Raw genomic sequence first — 21,430 nt, 5'->3', positions numbered from 1 at the left:
GTTTCTTATAATGTATATAATAATTGATGGAATTGTTATAATTTTAAAACAATATAAAGTAAATGATTTATAGAAAAATTTGATTTATAGGCTAGTTGTTTGAATAGTAAAAATAAACTTAGTAAAATATTAGTGAAATCAAAAACACTGGAGGCAATTTAGATGACTCATATTCAATTAGATTATGGTAAAACTTTAGAATTTTTCGGCGAACATGAATTACAGCAACAAAAAGATATTGTTAAATCAATTCATAAAACGATTCATGAAGGAACAGGCGCTGGCAATGATTTCTTAGGTTGGATTGACTTGCCTGTAAATTATGATAAAGAAGAATTTTCACGCATTTTAGATGCTTCTAAACGTGTTAAAGAAAATTCAGACGTATTTGTTGTAATTGGTATTGGTGGTTCATATTTAGGTGCACGTGCTGCAATTGAAATGCTAACACCTGCATTTAGAAATAGTGATGAATACCCTGAAATTGTCTTTGTAGGTAATCATCTATCTTCAACATATACACAAGAATTAATTAACTATTTAGATGGAAAAGATTTTTCAGTTAATGTTATTTCAAAATCTGGTACGACTACGGAACCAGCAGTTTCATTTAGATTATTTAAACAAATTTTAGAAAATAAATATGGTGAAGAAGAAGCAAAACAACGTATTTTTGCAACAACAGATAAAGAAAAAGGTGCGTTGAAACAATTAGCGACAAATGAAGGTTATGAAACATTTGTAGTGCCAGACGACATCGGTGGCCGTTACTCAGTATTAACTGCAGTTGGCTTATTACCAATTGCAGTAGCAGGTATTGATATTGAAGCTATGATGAGCGGTGCTGCTAAAGCACGAGAAGAACTTTCTTCTGAAAACTTAGAAGATAACATTGCATATCAATATGCTAGTATCCGTAATATTTTATATGCAAAAGGTTACGATACAGAAATGTTAATTAATTACGAACCTTCAATGCAATATTTCAATGAATGGTGGAAACAATTATTTGGTGAATCAGAAGGTAAAGATTACAAAGGCATCTATCCATCCAGTGCTAATTATACAACTGATTTACACTCACTTGGCCAATATGTACAAGAAGGCCGTCGTTTCTTATTTGAAACTGTAGTAAAAGTGAACGAGCCAAAACACAGCATTACTATTGAAGAAGATAGTGATAATCTAGATGGTTTAAACTACTTGGCTGGTAAAACAATTGATGAAGTTAATACAAAAGCATTCGAAGGTACGCTATTAGCTCATACCGACGGCGGCGTTCCAAATGTTGTTATTAATATTCCTCAATTGGATGAAGAAACATTCGGCTATATCGTGTACTTCTTTGAAATGGCGTGTGCAATGAGCGGGTATCAATTAGGCGTAAACCCATTTAATCAACCTGGCGTTGAAGCATATAAACAAAATATGTTTGCTTTATTAGGTAAGCCAGGATTTGAAGATAAAAAAGAAGCATTAGAAAAACGTTTATAATTTTATTTAGCAAAATTGAATGTATCAATTTGATTCAGTGAGAGGTTTGTATGGGCGTGTATTTCAAGTTTCTTACTTAAATGGTTGGTAGGTGATTAGTCCTGAAAATAGCGTTAAATTAAAAGGAGAATTTCACCAACCTACGTATGAGCAGGATCAAGGAATCTTATTTTTTAAATTAGATTTCTGTTCTGCTCATTTTTATTTAATTAGAGATGGTGTGTATGCGTATAAGTAGTTATTTTTGATTTGCATTGCTGTAAAATTGGATGCTTTGTTTCGTACTTGAGACTGATATTTGATGAAATGAGTACTTTATTGTTTTAAAATAGTTATAATACACTTATAATAATCGTTGAATAACAATGGTGGGGATTGATGAAATGACTCAAGAGCAAGTACAATATTGGTTTGATTTATTTGGCAGTTTAGGATATATTGTTGGATTTTTATTGCCTTTTATTGAAGCGTTTATACCAGTGTTACCTATTATTGTATTTGTCATTGTCAATGTAAATGCGTTTGGATTTTGGATGGGTACATTATTAGCGTGGTTAGGAACTGTTCTAGGAAGTTATCTTGTATTTATATGTTTTAGAAGGTTAACCCATACACGATATATGCTACGATTACAACAACGTACATCTGTTCAACGGTTGATACATTTTATAGATAGAAAAGGGGTCATCCCCATTTTTATTTTGCTATGTTTCCCATTTACACCAAGCGCCTTAGTTAATTTGGTAGTGAGTTTGTCCCATATTAAAGCGCATGTTTATCTTGTCGTATTGTTCAGTTCGAAATTAATAATGATTGGTTTGATTGGATGGTTAGGCAATGATATTACGACGCTATTTACTGACCCATTAAGATTAATTTTGATTATAATTGTAATTGTGGTTGTATGGTTTATTGGTAGGAAGCTTGAGCGATATTTTATGCATTCTCCAGAGGAGTGACAAGTTGAGTAAGATAGTAAAACATTTGATTTCTATTATATTTGCGATTATTATTGTCATATTGATTCAAGCGTTTGTAATTACCGGTGCTGTGATTCAAGATAAAAGTATGAATCCGACATTGAAACAAGACGATCGTGTAATTGTTAATAAAATCAAAACAACATTTAATTTATTAAATAATAATGATATTATCATGTACCGTAAAGGTAATGATACCAATTTTGGTAGAATTATCGGAAAACCTGGTCAATCTATTGCTTTTAAACAAGGGCAGTTGTATAGAGATGACAGACAAGTGAAAGAAAGTTATACTGATACGCGTATTGATGAATTATCTCTTAGAAATGTTAAAGGGTCTGAAGGAGATATTATTCCACCGGACGTTTATTTTGTACTTAATGATAATCGTAATAATAAACATGATTCTAGAACAATTGGCTTTGTTCGACAGGAAGAAATTATTGGTGACATCAGTTTAAGGTATTATCCTTTTGATAGATTCACAGCAAACTTTAATTAAATGGACGAGGTGTAAACAGTGAAAAAAGAAATATTAGAATGGATTGTGTCAATCGTTGTTGCTGTAGCGTTAGTGCTATTGATTACAAACTTTGTCGCAAAGTCATATACAGTAAAGGGTGACTCTATGGATCCGACGCTTAAAGATGGAGAACGCGTAGTAGTCAATTTAATAGGTCAAAAACTAGGTAGTTTAGAAAAAGGTAATGTTATTGTATTTCATGCTACAAAAGAAAATGACTACGTCAAACGTGTCATTGGTACACCTGGAGATGAAATAGAATATAAAGATGATCAACTCATCGTTAATGGTAAAAAAGTAGATGAACCTTATTTAGATTATAATGAAAAACATAAATTAGGTGAATACATTACTGGTAGCCTTGAAACGAAAGATATCAACCAAGTAAACGGTAAAAATAAAATTCCAAAAGATAAATTGCTAGTGCTAGGTGACAACCGTGAAGTTAGTAAAGATAGCCGTTCATTTGGTTTAATTGATAAAGACCAAGTTGTAGGTAAAGTATCATTTAGATATTGGCCACTTAATGAAATGAAATTTGGATTTAATCCGGATACAAACTATGAATAAATAAAAAGTACAAAAAGCTTGAGACATTGAAATATTTCGGACTCAAACATAATAAAGGTAACAGAAGATTGGTTTGGAAATATCTTCTTTTCCAGTTTTTTACGATTTATCTGTGCCTAGGGCAGAATTAAGAAATCTGATTTTGAAAATAGATTTCTGTTCTGCCCTTTTTTATATAAGGTAATATTTAAACTATGTAAGGTTATTAGTCATCAACCCATTGAAAAATACAAAATAATTAAAGATGGACGAAGTACAATTTGTTATATGTTAAAATGTGATTCAAAGGAGTTGGCATATGCAATGGAATTAAATGCATATATCGGGAGAGCCGGTACTGGCAAATCCCACAATATAATAGAAGAAATAAAAAATAAAATGAAACAGGATCCGTTAGGAGATCCCATTGTATTGATTGCACCTACACAAAATACTTTTCAACTTGAACAAGCTTTTGTAAACGATGCAAGTTTATACGGTAGTTTGAGGACTGAAGTGCTCCATTTCGAACGTTTAAGTCATCGAGTATTCCAAGAGGTTGGTGGATTGACAGAACAACAATTATCCAAAGCAGGTACTGAAATGATGATTTATGACATCATTCAAGCATACCAATCAGAATTAAAACTATATCAATCGCAAGTTAAATACTATGGTTTCAGTGAAAAACTCTATGAACAAATACAAGATTTTAAAAAATATGCAGTTTCTCCACAAGATTTAGAATCATACGTCGCTGCGAATGATTTACAAACAAGAACGAAGCATAAATTAGAAGATATTGCGTTAATTTATAAGCACTTAGAAGATAGAATTACTGGTGAATATGTTTCTACAGAGGATAGTTTACAACGCTTTATTTCGCTCATGCATCAATCTGAATGGTTAAAACGCGCTGAAATATATATTGATGGGTTTCATAACTTTTCTACAATTGAATACCAAATGATTCGTGCTTTAGTACAAAATACGAAAAAAGTAACAGTCGCATTAACGACTGATGGGGATAAAGACGTCTTTAGTTTATTTAGAAAAGCCTCAGAGTCATTAACACATATTGAAGATATTGCTGATGACTTAAATATTCGTTTGAATAAGAAGCGGTTTAATGATTTACAAAGATTTTCTAACAAAGAACTAATGCATCTAGAACAAAATTTTAATGCACTACAATTTGAATCTATCGCTTCAGAAGGCCATATATCTATCATAGAATCATCAGTTATGCGTGAAGAAATTAATGAAGTTGCAAGACGTATCTTAAAAGAAAATCGAGAATTGGGTAGACGCTTTCAAGATATTGCTATTTTATATAGAGATGAAACATATGCTTATTTAATGGAATCCATTTTACCCCAGTATGATATTCCATATAACATTGATATTAAAGCTTCAATGACACATCATCCTATTATGGAGATGCTCCGATCATTAATTGAAGTGCTACAAACAAATTGGAACTTTGATCCCTTAATGCGTTTGTTTAAAACCAATGTATTAACAAAAAAATATAAAGATAGCCAATATCTTATTGATATTTTGGAGAACTTTGTATTAGAACGAGGGGTTTACGGGAAACGGTGGATCGATGACCAGTATTTCCAAGTTGAGCAATTTAGAAAAATGGGCTTAAAACGACAACCATTAACAGATGAAGAACGTCATACGTTTGAAAGAGTGATTCAATTAAAAACGGATGTTATAGATAAAATTATGCGTTTTGAAAATCAAATGGCTGATGCTTCGACTGCTGTAGAATTTGCTACGGCATTTTATGAAGCAATAGAAACATTTGATTTACCGAGTCAATTAATGACTGAACGTGATACGTTGGATACGGAGGGTGAACATCGTAAAGCTGAAGAAATAGATCAACTATGGCATGGTTTTATCCAAACGCTAGATGATTTAGTTTCTGTATTTGGTACTCAAACGATGACACAAAATAGATTTTTAGAACTGTTAGATATTGGATTGGATCAGTTAGAGTTTGTTATGATTCCTCAGACACTTGACCAAGTGAGTATTGGTACAATGGATTTAGCTAAAGTCGATAATAAACAACACATATATCTTGTTGGAGTGAATGATGGTGTACTACCACAAACTGTAAGTTCATCTGGACTGATTACAGATGAGGAAAAGAAATATTTCCAGGAACAGTCAGCTATTGAGCTCAGCCCTACAGCTGATATATTACAAATGGATGAAGCATTTGTATGTTATATTGCTATGACTCGAGGATGTTCAGATGTTACCTTTTCATATTCGTTGATGGGTACTAAAGGCGATGAAAAAGAACCTAGTCCATTCTTAAATCAAATTCAACAACTATTCACTAACCTAGACATACAAAATATCCATCACCAACATCAAGCAAACCCACTTACATTAATGGAGCATCCTCATCAAACAAAGATTGCTTTATTCGAATCACTGAAAGCTTGGCTTGATGATGAGATTGTTGCTGATACATGGCTAGATACATATCAAGTCATGAGAGACGATGCTCAACTCAATGAAGGATTGACTTATCTATTATCAGCATTAACTTATGATAACGAAACGGTACAACTTAGCGAATCGTTATCAAAAGATTTATACGGTACGACTATCAATGCAAGCGTGTCACGTTTTGAAGGTTATCAATCATGTCCTTTTAAACATTTCGCTTCACATGGATTAAGACTTAATGAGCGTACAAAATATAAATTAGAAAACTTTGATTTAGGAGATATTTTCCATCAAGTGTTAAAATTTATTTCAGAAAAAGTGAATGGTGATTTCAAAAATTTAAATGTAAACCAAATTCATAAATTAACAAGTGAAGCATTATCTGAAATACTACCAGAGATACAATTTAATTTATTAAATTCCACGGCTTATTATCGATATTTATCACAACGTATAGGTTCTATTGTTGAAACGACATTAACTGCATTAAAATATCAAGGCAGTTATAGCAAATTTATACCTCAACGATTTGAAGCGGGCTTCAGAAGAAAACCTAGAGACAACGAGGAATTATATGCCCAACCGTTACAAACAAAACAAGGCATCCCTATTAATATTCGTGGTCAAATTGACCGTATCGATACGTATAATCATGGAGAAGAAAGTTTTGTAAACATTATTGATTATAAATCTTCTAAATACAGTGGTACGCTCGATTTGACGAAAGTTTATTATGGTATGCAAATGCAAATGATGACGTATATGGATATTGTACTGCAGAATAAATCTAGACTTGGGCTAACAAATATGACAAAACCTGGTGGCTTATTGTATTTTCATGTACATGAACCACGTATTAAATTGGCTTGGAATGAATTAAATGAGACTAAACGTGATACAGAATTTATTCAATCATTTAAATTAAGTGGTTTGTTGAACAGTGATGATGCTGTATTAGAAGCTTTCGATACAAGGTTAGAGCCGAATTATAATTCAGATATTGTGCCACTTGGTTTGAAAAAAGATGGCGGCATCAAGCGTAATAGTAAAGTTGCTGATGAAAAGACTATATATAAATTAATCCAACACAATAAACGGAATTTTATTGAAACAGCATCTAATATTATGGATGGTCACACAGAAGTTGCACCAATGAAATATAATCAAACGTTACCATGCGATTTCTGTAATTATAAACCTGTGTGTCATGTAGATGGCATGATTGACAGTAAAAGATATCGAACTGTAGATGAAGCAATCAATCCGCTAGAAGCAGTTCAAGATTTGGAATTAGAAAGTGAGGAAGAAGAATGATGAGTGAGATTCCTGTAAAACCAGCTGATACCAGATGGACTGATAATCAGTGGAAAAGTATCTTCGCTAAAGATCAAGATATACTCGTAGCTGCTGCTGCTGGTTCAGGTAAAACAGCTGTCTTAGTTGAACGTATTATTCAACGTATCCTTAGAGATAAGGTTGACGTAGATCGTTTACTCGTTGTGACATTTACAAATGCAAGTGCAAGAGAGATGAAACAACGTGTAGATCAACGTATTCAAGAAGCTTATTCTGAATCGCCTGACAATACCCATTTGAAAAATCAACGCATTAAAATTCATCAAGCACAAATTTCTACATTGCATAGTTTTTGCTTGAAGTTAATCCAACAGCACTACGATGTATTAGACATAGATCCAAACTTTAAAACAAGTGGGGAAGCAGAAAATATTTTACTACTTGAGCAAACGATTGATGAAGTGTTAGAACAACATTATGATATTTTAGACCCTAATTTTGTTGATTTAACAGAACAATTGTCTTCTGATCGAAATGATGACCAACTTAGGGCTATTGTCAAAAAAATGTATTTCTTTAGTGTCGCTAATCCTAATCCTGTCAATTGGTTACAAAACCTTTCAGTTCCATATGAAAATGAACAACAGCAAGAAGCACTGTTACAGCTGCTAAACGAATTGGCTATGATTTTTATGACATCTGCGCTAGAGTCTTTAAATAAAAGTTACGATTTATTTATGATGCTTGAAGAAGTGGATAAGCAAGTTGCAGTTATAGAAAGAGAACAACAATTTTTAAAGCAAGCGATGGAAGATGGATATATAAACTCTGAAATCGTAACGCAACATGAATTTGAAAAAACGTTTCCGAGAAAAGATAAAAAGATTAAAGAAGCTAATGAAATGATGATAGATGCATATGATGATGGCAAAGCTTATTATGATGATTATAAAAAGTTAGTATCAAAAGTAAAAAACGATTATTTTTCAAGAGCTTCTGAAGATTTAAAATCAGATATGAAACGCTTAGCACCAAGAGTTTCGTACCTTGCGCAAATAACGCACGACGTGATAGAACGATTTAACCAAAAAAAACGTGGACGAAATGTGTTGGATTTTTCTGATTATGAACACTTTGCTTTACGCATATTAACGAATGAGGATGGTTCACCATCTACAATTGCAAAAGCTTACCGTGAACAATTCGAAGAGATATTAGTGGATGAATATCAAGATACCAATAGAGTACAAGAAAAGATTTTATCATGTATTAAGCGCGGGGAAGAGGCTGACGGAAATTTATTTATGGTAGGTGATGTAAAACAATCTATCTATAAATTCCGTCAAGCAGATCCTAGTCTATTTATTGGAAAATATAACCGTTTTACTTTAGATGGTTCAGAGTATGGTCTGCGCATTGATTTATCCCAAAATTTCCGTTCAAGATCCGAAGTGCTGACAACTACCAATTATTTATTTAAACACATGATGGATGAAGCAGTCGGAGAAATCGTCTACGATGACGCGGCTCAACTTTATTATGGTGCGCCGTTTGACAATGAACCACATGATGTGCAGTTGAATATGCTCATAGAAGATGGCGCTTCAGATTTAAAAGGCTCTGAACAGGAAGCAGAGTATGTTGTGCAACAAGTTGAAAAAATTATGGATGAACGTGAAATTTACGACGTAAAAACACAACAATATCGCAAACCGACATATAAAGATATTGTTATTTTAGAAAGATCATATGGCCAAGCACGAAAAATTCAACAAGCGTTTAAAGACCATAACATTCCTTTTCATGTAAATAGTAAAGAAGGTTATTTTGAACAAACAGAAGTACAGTTAATATTATCATTTTTAAGAACTGTAGATAATCCGTTACAGGATATCTATTTAGTAGGTTTAATGCGCTCTGTTATTTATCAATTCACTGAAGATGAGCTATCAAACATTAGAGTGTTTAGCCCTAATGATGATTACTTTTATCAATCTATACAACATTATATGGCACACGATGTTGCTAATAAGAAATTAGTGAAAAAACTACAAGCATTTTTAAATGATATTGCGATGTATCAAGAATACAGTCAGAGCCACCCTGTATATCAGCTTATTGATAAGTTTTACAATGATCACTATGTTATTCAATATTTTAGTGGTCTTATCGGTGGTAAAGGCCGTCGAGCGAACTTATACGGTTTGTTTAATAAGGCAGTTGAATTTGAGAATTCTAGTTTTCGTGGTTTATATCAATTCATTCGATTTATTGATGAGCTCATAGAACGAGGTAAAGATTTTGGAGAAGAAAACATTATCGGTCCTAATGATGATGTTGTGAGAATGATGACAATTCATAGCAGTAAAGGACTTGAATTTCCTTATGTCATTTACTCAGGATTATCTAGGAAATTTAGAAGAGATGAATTGCATAAACCAGTCATTTTAAACCAAAATTATGGATTGGGAATGACATACTTTGATGTTGAAACGAATTTAACTTATCCTTCGTTATCATCAGTGACGTATAAAGCTATAGCAGAAAAAGAGATGGTTTCAGAAGAAATGAGATTGATTTACGTGGCCTTGACACGTGCTAAGGAACAGTTGTTTTTAGTGGGGCGCGTTAAAGAAGAGAAAGAATTAGCCCAATTCGAGCAAATTTCAGTTTCGGACACACATTTACCAGTAAGTTACCGCATTACAGCGCAAAGACCGATTGATTTGATATATCCAATACTTTCAAAATATCAATCTTTATCTTTACCAAGAGAAATGCGCTTTGAACAATCGATCGAAGAGATTGATGCAACAATGAAACCACATGTCCAATTGAATACGGATTTTTATGAAGATATTGCTTCAGAAGAAGTTGTATCAGAAAATGAACAACGAACAGTGGCGGATATTGAACAATCAAATACTGGCAATACCCCAGTGAAAGCAAAAATACGCCAGCAATTAAATTATGAGTACCCTTACAAACAAGCTGTTGTAAAACCATCGAAACAGTCAGTATCAGAATTGAAACGACAATTAGAAACAGAACAGGCTGACACAAATTATGACAGAGTACGCCAATATCGTATCGGTACTTCTTCTTATGAGAGACCCGCATTTTTAAGTCACCAAACTAAGAGAAAAGCGAATGAGATAGGGACTTTAATGCATACCGTAATGCAGCATTTGCCATTTAAACAAGAACGCCTTACACCAGAAGAAATTGAAGTGTTTGTGAATCAATTAATCACTCAATCTATTATTCCTGAAGATGCAAAAATGGATATTCAATTTGAAGATATTTATAGATTTGTGGAAAGCGATTTATATCTAACCATTGCAACAAGTGAACATATCTACCGTGAGTTACCTTTTGTTGTTAACCAAACTAAAGTAGATCAGTTGAAAGATGCTGAAACGGATGCATCAATTATTCAAGGTATGATTGATTTGATTTTTATTAAAAATCATCAATATTATTTTGTTGACTATAAAACAGATGCGTTTAATCGTCGTTTGAGTATGTCAGATGATGAAGTAGGAAACCAATTGCGTTCTCGTTATAAAATTCAAATGGAATATTACCGAAATACATTACAGACAATCCTAAATGTACCCGTAAAAGGTTATTTATATTTCTTTAAATTTGGTCAACTTTCAATAGATGATCAATCGTAAGATGATTATTTTATAAAGGGAGCTGAAGGTATTGAAACAGCGGCGGATTTTTGAGTTAGATGCTTTACGCGGATTGAGTTTATTTGGCATTTTATTAATGAATATATTAGTGTTTAGTATGCCGTATGAAGAGGCTTTTCTTCCAGATTTGGTAAGCGGTTTTGATGAAAGTTTGTTACGTGGCATCACCCTTTTTGTGATCAGTTCATTTTATCCTATATTTACTTTTTTATTTGGTTATGGACTAGCAATCATGTACACCAATCGTTTAAAAAAATCGATGAATTACTATCCTTTTATATATAGGCGTTTCATTTTCTTATTGGTATTAGGTATGCTCCATGGTTTCTTATTGTTTTCAGGAGATATTTTATTCAGCTATGCATTTACAGGAATGATAGCAGTATTATTTATTAAAAAAACTGCGAGACAACTTTTAAAAGCAGCAATCATTTTATTTGCAGTGAAAATCATTATTCTTGTGTTACCAGCGTTTTTAATGACTTTGAACGACAATCCATACAGCACTTTTAGTATAAGTGGTTTGTCTGTTTCTGAAATTATAGCATTAAAACAAAGTGGTACTTATTCTAATTTTTTAAGTATTAATGTTAAAGAATATTTAAATAGCATCGTAGATACAGTAACATTTTCTGCATATTTTGAATTTTTACCATATATCTTATTCGGTATGGCAGCACAAAAATTTAATTTGGTAGAGAAAGTAAAACATAATCATAGCCGCACAATCATATCTTTAATTACGTTACTACTCATAGGTTATATGATTAAAATACCTTATGTAATTGATTATGGACATCAAGGCTTCAATATGATTAGTTCTATGATTGGCGGGCCTTTGGTAGGATTTGGTTATATTTTATTGTGTTTATATTTATGTCAGTTGAAGCAATTTTCGCATGTTTTGACCATTTTTAAATACCCTGGTAAGTTAAGTCTAACAGTCTATTTAATGCAGAGTTTTATTTTTACATTTATTTACGTAGGGTTAAGTTTATATAATCAGTTACCTTTATATCAATCTTATATTATTGTATTAGTTGTTTATGGCATACAGCTTGTATTCTGTTACTTCTATCTAAAATATTATAGATACGGTCCGATTGAATGGTTATGGCGTAAGTTAACGTATTTAAAATAGCATTTATAAAATGTTAGAGAGTATTGAATTTTTTGAAAATAGTGGGTATTTATTTGTGATTTGTTGGTAAATATAGTTATAATATGTAGTAAGATATAGATGAGGAGCTGATATTGAATGAAATTCCTATCATTCAGACATGAAGGACAGACATCTTATGGTGTGAAAGTTAAACGTGAAGAGGCTGCATGGGACTTAAAAAAAGTTTTTGCTGATTTTGCGGAAGGCGAATTCCACCCGAAAACATTATTAAATGGGCTTCAACAAAACCAAGTTGTCGATTTCCAAGAACAAGTTCGCAAAGCGGTAGTTGCAGCAGAAGATAGTGGTAGAGGTGAAGACTATAAAGTGTCGTTTACTGATATTGAATTTTTACCGCCAGTAACGCCAACAAATAATGTGATTGCTTTTGGACGTAATTATCAAGATCACGCAAGTGAATTGAACCACGAAGTTCAACGCTTGTATGTCTTTACAAAAGCAGCTTCATCATTAACTGGTGATAACAGTACAATACCGAATCATAAAGATATCACAGACCAGTTAGATTACGAAGGTGAATTAGGCATTGTAATTGGTAAATCAGGTGAAAAAATTCCTAAAGGTTTAGCGCTTGATTATGTATATGGTTATACTATTATTAATGACATCACTGATCGAAAAGCTCAAAAAGCACAAGATCAAGCATTCTTATCTAAAAGTTTAACAGGCGGTTGTCCAATTGGACCATATATTGTAACCAAGGACGAATTACCTACGCCTGAAGATGTTAACATTGTAACTAAAGTAAACAATGAAATACGCCAAGATGGTAATACAGGTGAAATGATTCTTAAAATTGACGAATTGATAGAAGAGATTTCTAAATATGTTGCTTTACATCCTGGAGATATTATTGCAACAGGCACACCAGCTGGTGTAGGTGCAGGTATGAATCCTCCGAAGTTCTTACAACCAGGCGATGAAGTCAAAGTAACAATTGATAATATCGGAACACTAACAAACTTTATTGCAGAAAAATAATAAAACATTAAAAGTAGGCTAGCTCAAAAGTTAGTCTATTTTTAATGGAACAAAAATAGTATATTGCTTTAATATGAAATAACGGATAAAATAAGCAGTGCAGAATTTTTTTGAAATACAGTTACTTTTTCAGTATGATAAGAGAAGCATTCTTTTAATTTTATAGTTAAAAGAATGGTATAGTTCTGTTTTATATATTTATAAAGTAAAAATGTGTGGGGGTAATCTTTTATGTTACATATGCATATTGCAAGTTGGGTATTGCTAATTATCTTGTTTTTTGCAGCATATTTTAATTTTTCTGAAAAACAAGGCGCGACACCTTATTTTAAACCTATTCATATGTTATTAAGATTATTTATGGTATTAGTCTTAATTTCAGGATTTTGGGTTTGGATTCAAGCATTTAGTTCTGATAATTCAGGTGGCCATATGTTGTTAACATTGAAAATGATTTGCGGTGTAGCTGTTGTAGCTTTGATGGAAGTTACAGTTACTAAACGTAAAAAAGGACAACCAAGCCACGGTTTATTGTGGGGGACAATCGTTGTATTTATTATTACTATGATTATCGGCGTTATTTTACCACGAGGACCAATTACACAAATGTTTGGTTTATAATGTGAAAAAAGATGCTATGACTTTATTGTCGTAGCATCTTTTTTATTTTGACAGTAGATAGATAATTTTAAATTGAAGGGCGCAATGATATGTAAACATTAAAATAGCGTATCAAACGCGTACTTTGATTTTTAACATGTTCTATAGAAATGTATCAATATGCGGTTCTAATAGATACCATAGTTCATTACTTAACTCATCAATAGAGCATGGTCTAGTGTTCTCAACCCACCATATAATAACACCTACTATTGCTGAACCTAAAAATTGTAATGTTATTTCATTATCTTTCTGCCTTATAGATTGCATAAATTTTTCAGAAAGCGTTTGTCTTAATATATTTAAATCAGATTTTTGTATTAATTGTTTCAAGATAACATATTGTTTATCTATAGCTATGAGTATTCCACGCATATTTGTTTTACCATCTTGTTGAAGGTTCATCGTACGCTCGCATTTTTCAATTGCTTCAGCTAATATAAAATCTAATGATTGATTAAGTATGTCGTATTTATCTAAAAAGTTTAAATAAATCGTTCCTCTATTGATATTAGAAGCTTCGGCAATATCTTTCATAGATATTTTAGCAATGTCCTTTTTTTGCATTAGCTTTATAAAATTTTCGATAATAAGTTGACGTGATTTTTCTTTTCTTTTATCCATAATTATTCCTCATTTATCAACGATTTTTGAGATCTGTTCAATAATCGTCAATATACTTATTTTGTTTATTGAGTTTAACTTTTTATAATGATAAGTTCAAGTTAATGAACAAATGTTCGTTAAAAAGGAGGACGCATATGAATATTCTTATTTATGGCACTGGAGTACAAGGGCAATATTTAGCACATACATTAAACAAAACTGATAATAACATAACATTATTAGCTAGAGGTGAAAATTATAAACACTTAAATAAGAGAGGGGTTGTATTGAATCATTACTTACAAAATAAAAGAACTACGGATCACTTTAACTATATAAGTCATTTAGGTAAGAATGATAACTATGATGTTATCTTTGTAACAATGAAGTATTCAGATTTTTACTCAGTTGTACCTTCAATAGCTCAAAATATAAGTACCAATATTATTTTTATAGGTAATAACACTAACCCCCATAAGCTTCGTCAAACAGTACTTCGCCAATCAATCACACATAAAAATATATCTTTTGGTTTTTTAATGACTGGCGGAAATAGAGGGGATAGTGCAACAACTGTTATTCGATTTAATGCAGGGGAATTAAAAGTAAGCCATCTCAATGGCGTAATGCCATTTCATCATAAACTTGATACAATTTTTAAAAATTCATCTATAAAATTAACTTATGAAACAAGATTCGAAGATTGGTTAATGTCGCATGCAGCAATGATAATACTTCTAAATACTGGGATATCACTGAAAAATAAATATAAAGGTAATCAAAAGCAACTTATCAGTAACATCATTAAGTCATATAATGAATTACATTTATTAATTGAACATAGTAACTATAAGATCATCCCAAAATTACAGTCGATACTTTTTAAGAAATTTAAATATATTGCTTATCCGCTGTTAAAATTAATTATTAACATCAAAATGATAAATCAAATTCAAGGTTCAAATTCAGAAGTTAATGCTTTATACGAAGATATAAAGTTATTAAATAGGCCAACGGTGTTAACAACAAATCATTTAGATGATTTGATTAGGGAATCGATATAATAAAGTTGAATTGTATTATGTTTATTAATTTTTAGGTGTAAATAAGAATTTAATATCATTATTATAGTTGTTAAAACATATGGTTAAGAAAATATGGAACCCCTTTATAAAAAATAAGCAATTTTTTATAAAAGTATTCTGTTTTATAGAAATCTAAACTTTAAAGTACTAATAAAAATAAAGTGATTGTTAAGGATTTAATATAAATAATAAAAGCGATGATTTCTACTTAGTTCTCGTATAGAAATCATCGATATCTTTGTGTTTTTCAAGAAGGGATTATTTTTATTTATTTCTAGCTTTGTAGCCAATCATATTAATGATATCTTTGGGTCTGCTATATGGTGGTGCGTAAGCAACTTCAAATTCAGTCAACTCATCAATGGTTAGTTTATTCATCATTGCCATAGATAAAACGTCGATGCGTTTATCTACGCCTTTTTTACCAACGGCTGCAGCACGTATGATACGTCTACTTGATTTTTCAAAATAAACACGTAAATGTAATTTAGTATTCCCTGGGTAATACCCTGCGTGTGCACCTTGATTGGCTTCAACTATTTGATAATCAAAATTTGATAATTCATTTGGCGTCACGCCAACACTAGCGAAGGTATAATCGAAGCATTTTACAATGTTTGACCCTAAATAACCTTTAAAGTGTATAGATGCATCTCCAGCTAGTTGTTCTGCTATAACACTTGCCCCTCTATGAGCGCCCCAAGCTAATGGCACATGTGCATTTAAATCTACATGACGATAATGAGAAGTGATAACATCACCTAAAGCATAAATATTACTAACATTTGTTTGGAAGCGTTCATTTACTGCGATGTAGCCCTTACTGTCTAACATCACATTAGATGATTTAATGAATTCAGAATTGGGTTTCACACCGACGCCTTCAATAATCATGTCATATGTTTCTATTTTTCCAGATTTAAAATGAACTTTATTACCATCGACTTTTTCTACTTCTTCATTTAAGCGATAGTTAATATTTCTTTTTTCCATTTCTTCAAAAATAGGCTGATTCATATCTTCATCCATCAATTTGTTAACACGCATAGAACGATGGATTAATGTAGTATCAATCCCTCTAACATGAAGATTATCTAATACTTCCAGACCAATATACCCTGCACCAATAACAAGGGCAGTTTTAACTTTTTGATTTTCGATAAAGTTTTCAATTTCATCTGTATCTTCCATATTTCTTAAGGTGAAACTGATATTACTGTTTAAGTTTAAAGTGTTAGCACTACATCCTGGACTTAGTATTAAAGTATCATACGTTTCTTCAAACGATGTATGATCTATTCTATTATAAACGGTAATTGTTTGTTTATGATCATTGATTGCTGTTACTTCATGATAGGGTTTCACAACAATTTGTTTGGATTTATAGAACGACGCTGGCGTTGCTTCAAGCACTTTATCCCTTGAATCTATTACTTCACCTAAATAATAAGGGAGCGCACAGTTTGCAAAACTCATGTCTCTATCTTTTTCAAATACTGTAATTTCACTATCTTTATCTAGTCTTCTGATTTGGCTGGCAACAGTCGCGCCACCTGCAACGGCACCAACAACTAAAATTTTACCCATAACCAATTACCTCCCTATCAATCTATTGATTATATATGTGATTCTACTTTTTCTTCATAAGGGATATTTAATTTGAAATAATCATTTAAATAACGTCCTATGCCGTCTTCGTTATTTGAATAAGTTACGTGGTTTGCAACATGTTTAAGTTCATCTAAGCCATTTTCCATAGCAATACCGTGTTTAGCATATTTGATCATTTCTAAATCATTATCTTCGTCACCAAACGCAATGATATGGTTTCTATCGATATCTAAATAAGATTTTACATAATCGATGCCTCTGGCTTTACTAATACCTTGTCTTACGATTTCGATCACCGGGAAAGGTGACCCCCATCTACGATGTTCGATATTTTCAGCATAAAAACGTGTGAGCATTTGTTTAATTCTAGGAATCATAAATTCTTCAGCTTCAACTAAAAGTGAAGTAGGTGACTCATTTAATGAGGTAAGTAAATCACCAGTTTCAATTTTGGGATTCCCCATTGAAAACCCATCGAATAATTTTTGGTCAAAATTATTTAAAAAGACATAATCTCTTACTTCAGCAATAATATTGGAAACACCAAAGTTTTGAAGAGATTGAATAATCTCGTGAGATAATCCTAAATCTAATACTTCATGCATAATTTCGAATTGATCATTTTTAGGGTGGTGTACAAAAGCACCATTGAAGTTGACAACTGGTGTATTCATATTTAGTTCATGGTAATAAATTTGGCTTGCTCTATAAGGTCTACCTGTTGCAATCATTAATTTATGACCTTGATTTTGTAATGTAGTTAAAACCCTTTTCGTATAAGATGTAATTTCCTTGTCATCGTTTAATAGTGTTCCGTCTAAGTCTAAACAAATTAAATAAGAACTCATGTAAATCTCCTTTAAATATAATAAATGATGTATGATTATCATAGCATTTTATTGGCGTTTTGTAAGATATTTGATATATTGTTAATATGATTAAATACAGAGAGGTGAGAAGTATGGACGAAGGATTAAAAGATAGCATACTTAATGCTTTAGAGATGGTAATTGACCCTGAGTTAGGCATTGACATTGTAAACTTAGGTTTAGTATATAATGTAGACGTTGATGATGAAGGACTATGTACAGTTGAAATGACATTAACTTCTATGGGATGCCCGCTTGGACCGCAAATTATGAACCAAGTGAAAATGGTGTTAGCTGAAATTCCTGAGATTTCAGATACAGAAGTAAATATCGTTTGGAGTCCACCATGGAGTAAAGAAATGATGTCACGTTATGCTAAAATTGCGCTTGGTATAGGTTAATATATTGATTAAAAACTAGTTTGAGTTGGGACACATAACTATGTGTATCGCTAACTTAGGCTAGTTTTTTTATTTTTGTAATTGAGGCTCTTTTTACAATGCGCTATATAATATTTCAGATTTTTTATTGTTCAAATCATTAAAATAATTGCAGTTATATTACAATAACTAGGTAAATCAAAGTGATATAGGGGTATTTATGTAAATTTTAGAAAGTTTGAGGAGAAATGGACATAATTTAAAAAATAATCATGTAAAGTATCAAATTCGGTATATGCCTGGTTTAGATGGATTAAGAGCAATCGTTGTAATAAGTATTATAATCTATCATTTAAATAAGTAATGGCTAACGGGTGGCTTTATCGGTGTCGATACTTTTTTGTTATTTCAGGATATTTAATTACTAGTTTATTTGTATTTGTTGGAGCGTTCGATAAATTGGGGAAAAAACGGTCTCTGATAAGAAAACGTCATTTAAAACAGAAGTATATGATAATTATTTAGTGAGACCTATTTCAGTAGATGATGTGAATTTCTTTGGGAAAACGACTCCAAAACAATTAAATAAAAACCAATTTTATACGGAAATTAAGCCACTGCTCAGAGATTATTGCATAAAGATATTAAAATATATACACAAAACGGTGAAGATGCAGAAGAAGTAAGAAATGTTGGCTTTACTAACGTTCAAATTTTTGAAAAAACAAATTATCTCGGAGAAATAACACTCATTAAAACACCTGCCCAACATGGGCGAGGAGAAGTGCTAAAAATTGCGGGTAATGTATGTGGATTAATATTCAAAAACGAAAATGAAAAAACATTATACGTTGCTGGTGATACAGTGTGGTATGAGAAGTTGAAAAAACATTAGAGTCATATAAGACAGAAATAATCGTTGTTAATGGCGGTGATAACCAGTTTAATATGGGCGGCTCTTTAATTAGGGATGAAGTTGATATTCAAAAAGTTGCCGAAAAAGCGCCTGGTTCAAATATAATCGTTGTTCATATGGGAGCTGTTAACCATTGGAATTTATCAAGAAGCGATTTAAAACAATTTGCTAAAACAAATAACTTCGATTCACAAATTCTTATCCCAGAAGACGGAGATAAATATAAATTTTAATTGAGGTCATATTATGAAAAAACAGAAAAGAATTGATAAAAGCATTTTATAAACTTATTGAAAATGAAGATTACGAAGAATTAAAGACATTCTGTCATGATGATTTTGTATTTTATCCACAAATTGATACGCCATACTATGGTGTAGAAGGGTTAAAAGTGTCTGAAGGAAAAAACTTCGCTGCTTTTCCAGATTTTAAAATGCCAGTTAAAGAAATTATTTTAGGCAACAATAACAGCGCAGCAGTATATCTAACGTTTGAAGGTAAGCATACTGGTACACCATTTAATGGCGTTAGGCCTAATGGCAAACATGTGAGGTTCTCATTAATGATGCTTTTAAAATTTAAAGATAACAAAATTGTAGAAAAAAATCGCATGTAGATATCAATGATATTACAAACCAAATTAAAGTTTAGAAATAAAAAACGATTTTAAGTGGGGCGTACAGTGACTTCGTTAACGTTAACATGATTTGGTTGAGAAATAGCATAGGATACAGCATTGGCAATATCTTTAGGTTCTAATTTTTTCCTGTTTTCTTCAAAAGGGCTTTTCGAACTGAGCTCTGTTTCCACCATACCTGGTGATATGTTTGTTACCCGTACGCCTGTATTAGCTAATTCTTTTTCTAAACCAATAGAAATAGCGCGCACAGAGAATTTTGTAGCACAATAAACAGATAAACGCTCAATAACTTCAAACCCTGAATCGGAACAAATATTGACGATATGACCTTTTTGATTATTGACCATATTTCCAATTACCGAATTTACACCATAAAGTAAGCCTTTAATATTTATATCAATCATATCTTCCCAATCAGATAACGAACCATCTAAAATTCTACTAGAGCCCATTTTCCCAGCATTATTAACAAGAACATCAACTGTCTCAAAATGCGTTACGGCTTGTTTAACTACAAATTCTATTTCTTTTTTATTAGAAACATCTGCTTGTATCGTGAGTAATGTAGAGTCGTTATTTAATTCGAAAGCTAAACTATCTAATTTATCTTGGTTTCTAGCTACAGCTACTACGTTCATATTCATTTGATGTAATTTTTTTGTGATGGCTTTACCTATACCACTCGTCGCGCCTGTCACTAATGCAGTCTTATATATTAAGTTTTGGGACATATTGTTATCTCCTTTGGTTAACAGTATAAATGTTTTTTTGTTTTCCTTTATGATTATGAAAATATAGTTAATTTTAGTCAGCTTCATTAATCTATATTTGATTCTAGTATTTTCTATCATCTTTGTTAATTGGGTAATCATTTGCACTCATATCTCTTCTAGTCATGAGACCATTTTTATTAAATTCCCAATGTTCATTGCCATGTGTACGCATCCATTGATTTGATTCTGCATCTCGCCATTCGTATTCAAATCGGACAGAAATAAGGTTGTCTGTGTAACACCATAATTCTTTCATTAATTTATAATCAAGCTCTTTATTCCATTTTCTATATAAAAAAGACTTGATTGCTTCGCGTCCTTCAAAAAATTCAGTACGGTTTCTCCATTTTGAGTCTTCCGTATAAGCGAGACAAACTTTTTCTGGATTTCTTGTATTCCATGCGTCTTGAGCTATCTTTACTTTTTCCAACGCTGTTTGCTTATTGAAAGGTGGTATTGGTTTTTTAATTTCTTGTTCCATGTAAGCACACTTCCTTATATTGTCTATTTACAATAATCGTAACATAATTATAACAACTGTCATTGTATTTACTTAGTTAAGCAGTTTGAAAATGCTAGTTGAATTTATTTACTTATAATAAATGCATGTTTTATTTTACGTTAAACGGGCAAAATATACGATGTAGCAAGCTTTCAATTCTCATAAAAATAATATGAAAAAGCGATCTTTATTGTTGATTAATTTAA

Annotated in this window: 19 protein-coding genes and 1 pseudogene; 15 read left to right on the top strand and 5 right to left on the bottom strand. The window is 31.8% G+C overall.

The window, feature by feature from the left end; all coding sequences use genetic code 11:
- Window positions 1-162: 162 nt before the first annotated feature.
- The 9 genes from BJG89_RS10300 to BJG89_RS10260 all read left to right on the top strand — a co-directional run bounded on the left by BJG89_RS10300 (window position 163) and on the right by BJG89_RS10260 (window position 13,803).
- A complete protein-coding gene (locus tag BJG89_RS10300) occupies window positions 163-1,494 on the top strand; it encodes a glucose-6-phosphate isomerase (protein WP_096810505.1) in 1,332 nt (443 codons plus the stop codon).
- Window positions 1,495-1,877: 383 nt separating this feature from the next.
- Window positions 1,878-2,453, top strand: coding sequence for a TVP38/TMEM64 family protein (locus BJG89_RS10295; RefSeq protein ID WP_096810504.1), 576 nt, complete (start codon window positions 1,878-1,880; stop codon window positions 2,451-2,453).
- A gap of 4 nt (window positions 2,454-2,457) precedes the next feature.
- Window positions 2,458-2,976: a signal peptidase I gene (gene lepB, locus BJG89_RS10290; RefSeq protein ID WP_096810503.1), complete on the top strand. Its 519-nt coding sequence runs from the start codon at window positions 2,458-2,460 to the stop codon at window positions 2,974-2,976.
- An 18-nt stretch (window positions 2,977-2,994) separates the two neighbouring features.
- Window positions 2,995-3,567 (top strand): signal peptidase I, encoded by a 573-nt coding sequence (gene lepB, locus BJG89_RS10285; protein WP_096810502.1) that lies wholly within the window; start codon window positions 2,995-2,997, stop codon window positions 3,565-3,567.
- A 303-nt stretch (window positions 3,568-3,870) separates the two neighbouring features.
- Entirely contained in the window at window positions 3,871-7,335 is a 3,465-nt protein-coding gene (gene addB / locus BJG89_RS10280) for a helicase-exonuclease AddAB subunit AddB (RefSeq protein ID WP_096810501.1), read from the top strand.
- Window positions 7,332-10,997 (top strand): helicase-exonuclease AddAB subunit AddA, encoded by a 3,666-nt coding sequence (gene addA, locus BJG89_RS10275; RefSeq protein WP_198401681.1) that lies wholly within the window; start codon window positions 7,332-7,334, stop codon window positions 10,995-10,997. Before addB ends, addA begins: the two co-directional genes overlap by 4 nt.
- A 31-nt stretch (window positions 10,998-11,028) precedes the next feature.
- A complete protein-coding gene (locus BJG89_RS10270) occupies window positions 11,029-12,159 on the top strand; it encodes a DUF418 domain-containing protein (protein WP_232514172.1) in 1,131 nt (376 codons plus the stop codon).
- A 117-nt stretch (window positions 12,160-12,276) separates the two neighbouring features.
- Window positions 12,277-13,182 (top strand): fumarylacetoacetate hydrolase family protein, encoded by a 906-nt coding sequence (locus BJG89_RS10265; RefSeq protein WP_096810499.1) that lies wholly within the window; start codon window positions 12,277-12,279, stop codon window positions 13,180-13,182.
- Window positions 13,183-13,413: 231 nt separating this feature from the next.
- Window positions 13,414-13,803, top strand: a complete 390-nt coding sequence (locus tag BJG89_RS10260; protein WP_096810498.1) for a YisL family protein — start codon at window positions 13,414-13,416, stop codon at window positions 13,801-13,803.
- A 141-nt stretch (window positions 13,804-13,944) separates the two neighbouring features.
- Here BJG89_RS10260 and BJG89_RS10255 read toward each other — a convergent pair whose 3' ends face one another.
- The gene (locus tag BJG89_RS10255; protein WP_096810497.1) at window positions 13,945-14,466 is read right to left on the bottom strand and encodes a TetR/AcrR family transcriptional regulator; all 522 of its coding nucleotides are present in this window, start codon (window positions 14,464-14,466) and stop codon (window positions 13,945-13,947) included.
- Between the two features lie 137 nt (window positions 14,467-14,603).
- On the opposite strand from BJG89_RS10255, the gene BJG89_RS10250 reads away from it, so the two are divergent.
- Window positions 14,604-15,512, top strand: a complete 909-nt coding sequence (locus BJG89_RS10250) for a ketopantoate reductase family protein (protein WP_096810496.1) — start codon at window positions 14,604-14,606, stop codon at window positions 15,510-15,512.
- A 285-nt stretch (window positions 15,513-15,797) separates the two neighbouring features.
- On the opposite strand, the gene BJG89_RS10245 is transcribed toward BJG89_RS10250, so the two are convergent.
- Window positions 15,798-17,120: a CoA-disulfide reductase gene (locus BJG89_RS10245; protein WP_096810495.1), complete on the bottom strand. Its 1,323-nt coding sequence runs from the start codon at window positions 17,118-17,120 to the stop codon at window positions 15,798-15,800.
- Window positions 17,121-17,149: 29 nt separating this feature from the next.
- Complete coding sequence (locus BJG89_RS10240; protein WP_096810494.1) at window positions 17,150-17,992, bottom strand: Cof-type HAD-IIB family hydrolase; 843 nt, start codon at window positions 17,990-17,992, stop codon at window positions 17,150-17,152.
- Between the two features lie 113 nt (window positions 17,993-18,105).
- On the opposite strand from BJG89_RS10240, the gene BJG89_RS10235 reads away from it, so the two are divergent.
- The 5 genes and pseudogenes from BJG89_RS10235 (at window position 18,106) to BJG89_RS10225 (ending at window position 19,925) form a co-directional block, all read left to right on the top strand.
- A complete protein-coding gene (locus BJG89_RS10235; RefSeq protein WP_019469047.1) occupies window positions 18,106-18,414 on the top strand; it encodes a metal-sulfur cluster assembly factor in 309 nt (102 codons plus the stop codon).
- A 274-nt stretch (window positions 18,415-18,688) separates the two neighbouring features.
- Window positions 18,689-18,831 (top strand): annotated as a pseudogene (locus BJG89_RS15055) (hypothetical protein); the annotation flags it as partial.
- Window positions 18,832-19,024: 193 nt separating this feature from the next.
- Entirely contained in the window at window positions 19,025-19,288 is a 264-nt protein-coding gene (locus BJG89_RS14605; RefSeq protein ID WP_182478048.1) for an MBL fold metallo-hydrolase, read from the top strand.
- A gap of 53 nt (window positions 19,289-19,341) precedes the next feature.
- Window positions 19,342-19,542: a hypothetical protein gene (locus BJG89_RS14600; protein WP_182478046.1), complete on the top strand. Its 201-nt coding sequence runs from the start codon at window positions 19,342-19,344 to the stop codon at window positions 19,540-19,542.
- A 32-nt stretch (window positions 19,543-19,574) separates the two neighbouring features.
- Window positions 19,575-19,925: an ester cyclase gene (locus BJG89_RS10225; RefSeq protein ID WP_232514171.1), complete on the top strand. Its 351-nt coding sequence runs from the start codon at window positions 19,575-19,577 to the stop codon at window positions 19,923-19,925.
- Window positions 19,926-19,975: 50 nt separating this feature from the next.
- On the opposite strand, the gene BJG89_RS10220 is transcribed toward BJG89_RS10225, so the two are convergent.
- On the bottom strand, window positions 19,976-20,680 hold the full coding sequence (locus BJG89_RS10220) for an SDR family oxidoreductase (protein ID WP_096810493.1): 705 nt from the start codon (window positions 20,678-20,680) through the stop codon (window positions 19,976-19,978).
- 103 nt (window positions 20,681-20,783) lie between these two features.
- The gene (locus BJG89_RS10215) at window positions 20,784-21,203 is read right to left on the bottom strand and encodes a nuclear transport factor 2 family protein (RefSeq protein ID WP_096810492.1); all 420 of its coding nucleotides are present in this window, start codon (window positions 21,201-21,203) and stop codon (window positions 20,784-20,786) included.
- Window positions 21,204-21,430: the final 227 nt, after the last annotated feature.

Origin of the sequence: Staphylococcus nepalensis (assembly GCF_002442935.1) — a bacterium.
Classification (GTDB): domain Bacteria; phylum Bacillota; class Bacilli; order Staphylococcales; family Staphylococcaceae; genus Staphylococcus; species Staphylococcus nepalensis.
Note: the sequence above shows the minus strand (reverse complement) of the source record. Positions and strands in the feature narration are given on the sequence as shown.